Below are 3,307 nucleotides of genomic sequence, written 5' to 3' on the forward strand. Positions count from 1 at the left end.
GGATGCCGCTCCCACAGTGTGCCGGCGGTGTGTGGGAGCGGCCTCTGGCCGCGATTGGTGTGGCGATGCTCTGGAAGTCTGTCGCGGCAGGGATGCCGCTCCCACAGTGTGCCGGCGCTGTGTGGGAGCGGCCTCTGGCCGCGATGGGTGTTGGCGGTGCGCTGGAAGCCAGTCGCGGCAGGGATGCCGCTCCCACAGTGTGCCGGTGCTGTGTGGGAGCGGCATCCCTACCGCGATCAGGCCGACGGGACGGTCCAAGTCTTTGGGGTGGATGCGCGCAGCGAAATCCACCGACGCCGCTGTTAGGCCGGTTGGTGGACTGCGCTTCGCTGGTCCACCCGAAAGCTGCAGCGGCTTTGCGCTGATTGTTCGCCATCGGATCAGGTGCGCAGCTCGGGTTGGTGGGCCAAGAACCAGTCATAGGCCTGGACCAAGCCTTCGCGGAGCCCAATCCGGGCCTCCCAGCCGAGGGCCCTGAGTCTGCTCACGTCCAGGAGCTTTCGGGGTGCGCCGTCGGGCTTGGTCGGGTCCAGGCGGATCTCGCCGGTAAAGCCAACCACCTCACCCACCAGTTCTGCGAGCTGGGCGATGGTCACGTCTACACCGGTGCCGACGTTGATGTGCGACAGGCGCGGCTGCGTGTGGGCCTGGTAGGCATCTGCGTCCAGGCTCATCACGTGCAGACAGGCGGCGGCCATATCATCCACGTGCAGGAATTCCCGCCGCGGCTTGCCGCTGCCCCAAACAATGACGTGATCGGCGCCGGCGGCTTTGGCCTCGTGGAATTTGCGGATCAGGGCTGGGATGACATGGCTGTTGGCCAGGTCGAAGTTGTCCCCCGGGCCGTATAGATTGGTTGGCATGACGCTGCGGAAGTCCGTGCCATGCTGGCGGTTGTAGGACTCGCAGAGCTTGATGCCGGCAATCTTGGCAATGGCGTAGGGCTCGTTGGTGGGCTCGAGCGGGGCCGTGAGCAGGGCGTCTTCGCGCATGGGCTGCTCGGCGAGCCTGGGATAGATGCAGGAGCTGCCGAGGAACAACAGCCGCTCCACGCCCTGCTGCCAGGCGGCGTGGATGACGTTGGCCTCGATCATCAGGTTGTCATAGATGAAGTCTGCGGGGTAGGTGTCGTTGGCGTGGATGCCGCCGACCTTGGCGGCCGCGAGATAGACCTGCGCCGGGCGCGCTGCCGCAAAGAAGTTCGCGACGGCCGCCTGATTGGTGAGATCGAGCTCGGCGTGGGTGCGGGTGAGGATGTTCTGGTGGCCCGCCGCGCGCAGTGCACGTACCAAGGCGGCGCCCACCATGCCGCGGTGGCCGGCGACGTAGATTGGTCTCTGGGGGTCGATCTGCTCGGACATCACGGGTTCCGGCTGGGTTTTGGGCTGCCGTTGCTTAGGGAGATACCGATTTATTGGGCATTCTGCCCAAAAATCGGGCGGAGCCGGGCCTGTTCAGACATTGGGCGGTTTCCCGACGCCGGCTGTTGTACAAACGTCGGCGGGCAGTCTCGGCGCCGCTGCTGACGGGCACGCTGCGCGTTGCCGACGCTGCGCAGACTGGGGGTGCCGACTGGGAGCGCCGACCGGGAGCGCCGGCTTTCAGCCGGCTCGCCGCGTGCCCGGCTCGATGCGGGGCACGCGGCGCCAGCCCCTCGGTATGGATGTCAGCTGCGGTGGGTCCATCGCTCTTTTGCGGGATGCGTCGGGTCAGCCCGGGAGCCGCTCGCGCGGGATGTCCCGCAGAAAGGGGGCTTCGCGGTCTTTGTCGGAGAGCTGCGGCTCGCCGTGCCAGGGCCAGTCGATGCCGATGTCCGGGTCATCCCAGCGCACGGCGAACTGGGTTTCCGGATGATACAGGTCCGTGCATTTGTAGCTGAACAGCGCCGTCTCGGACAGCACGAGAAACCCGTGCAGGAAGCCCGTCGGGACCCAGAGCTGGTGCTTGTTCTCGCCCGTGAGGTAGGCGCCGGCCCAGCGTCCGAAATGGGGTGAGCTGCGGCGCACGTCGACGGCGACGTCGAAGACCTCGCCCTGGATCACCTGCACCAGCTTACCCTGCCCATGGGGATTCTGTATGTGCAGCCCGCGCAGGATGCCGCGCGCGGAGAAGGACTGGTTGTCCTGCACGAAGTCGGCGTCGATGCCCGCCTCGCGGTAGCGCTCGCGCTGCCAGCTCTCGACGAACCAGCCGCGGTGGTCGCCGTGAATCTTTGGCTCGATGAGCAGGACATCCGGCAAGTCGGTGGGTGTGACGTTCATGTCAGGTGCGGCGGCTCAATGAGGTTCAATTCGAGGATGCGCTGTGGGAGCGGCATCCCTGCCGCGACAGGGCGGCGCGGCCGGCGTCGCGGCCAGAGGATGCTCCCACAGGGCGTGCTCATGGCTCCTGCTCACGATGCAGCAGGCTCAGCAGGTATTCGCCATAACCGCTCTTTCGCAGCGGCTCGGCGATGGCCATGAGCTCGTCGGCGTCGATCCAGCGGTGCTGGTAGGCGACTTCCTCGGGTGAGCACACCTTGAGCCCTTGGCGCTGCTCGATGGTCTCGATGAAGTTGGCGGCCTGGATCAAAGACTCGTGCGTGCCGGTGTCGAGCCAGGCGATGCCGCGGCCGAGGCGCTCCAGGCGGAGCGTGCCCTGCTCCAGATAGCGGCGGTTCAGGTCCGTGATCTCGAGCTCACCGCGGGGGGACGGCGCCAGCTCCGCCGCCAGGCCGCAGGCTTGCTCGTCGTAGAAATAGATGCCGGTGACGGCGTAGTTGGACTTGGGCCTCGCGGGCTTTTCCTCGAGGCCGATGACGCTGCCGTCCGCGGCGAACTCGGCGACGCCGTAGCGCTCCGGGTCCCGTACCCAGTAGCCGAATACCGTTGCGCCGTCATCGCGGGCGGCGGCGGCCTTCAGGCTGTTGATGAGCCCATGACCGTAAAAGATGTTGTCGCCGAGAATCAGGCAGCTCGGCTGCCCGTCGATGAAATCGCGGCCGATGATAAACGCCTGCGCCAAGCCGCCCGGCTCCGGCTGTACGGCGTAGTCCAGCGTAATACCCCATTGGCTGCCGTTGCCGAGCAGGGCACGGAAGGCAGGCTCGTCCCGCGGTGTGGTGATGACCAGGATCTCGCGGATACCTGCCATCATGAGCACCGACAGCGGGTAGTAGATCATGGGCTTGTCGTACACCGGCAACAGTTGCTTGCTGAGCGAGAGCGTCAGCGGGTGCAGTCGGGTGCCGGAGCCGCCGGCGAGGATGATGCCTCTGCGCGTCATCGCTTCTCCTGCTGAGTATTCATGCGTGATCTGTGGGAGCGGC

At 66.3% G+C, this 3,307-nt stretch carries 3 protein-coding genes; all 3 read right to left on the minus strand.

Features of this window, described 5'->3' with window-relative positions; genetic code table 11:
- Nucleotides 1-380: 380 nt before the first annotated feature.
- The 3 genes from I6U14_RS12175 to rfbA all read right to left on the minus strand — a co-directional run bounded on the left by I6U14_RS12175 (nucleotide 381) and on the right by rfbA (nucleotide 3,264).
- Entirely contained in the window at nucleotides 381-1,361 is a 981-nt protein-coding gene (locus I6U14_RS12175) for a GDP-L-fucose synthase (protein WP_296899675.1), read from the minus strand.
- Between the two features lie 348 nt (nucleotides 1,362-1,709).
- Entirely contained in the window at nucleotides 1,710-2,261 is a 552-nt protein-coding gene (gene rfbC, locus I6U14_RS12180) for a dTDP-4-dehydrorhamnose 3,5-epimerase (RefSeq protein WP_296899676.1), read from the minus strand.
- 118 nt (nucleotides 2,262-2,379) lie between these two features.
- The gene (gene rfbA / locus I6U14_RS12185; protein WP_296899678.1) at nucleotides 2,380-3,264 is read right to left on the minus strand and encodes a glucose-1-phosphate thymidylyltransferase RfbA; all 885 of its coding nucleotides are present in this window, start codon (nucleotides 3,262-3,264) and stop codon (nucleotides 2,380-2,382) included.
- Nucleotides 3,265-3,307 lie beyond the last annotated feature (43 nt).

It is taken from the genome of Thiohalocapsa sp. (assembly GCF_019695415.1).
Taxonomy (GTDB): Bacteria; Pseudomonadota; Gammaproteobacteria; order Chromatiales; family Chromatiaceae; genus Thiohalocapsa.

Coding starts and splice junctions, on each gene's coding strand:
- I6U14_RS12175 (WP_296899675.1), bottom strand. CDS start 1,361: ATGTCCGAGCAGATCGACCCCCAGAGACCAATCTACGTCGCCGGCCAC.
- rfbC (WP_296899676.1), bottom strand. CDS start 2,261: ATGAACGTCACACCCACCGACTTGCCGGATGTCCTGCTCATCGAGCCA.
- rfbA (WP_296899678.1), bottom strand. CDS start 3,264: ATGACGCGCAGAGGCATCATCCTCGCCGGCGGCTCCGGCACCCGACTG.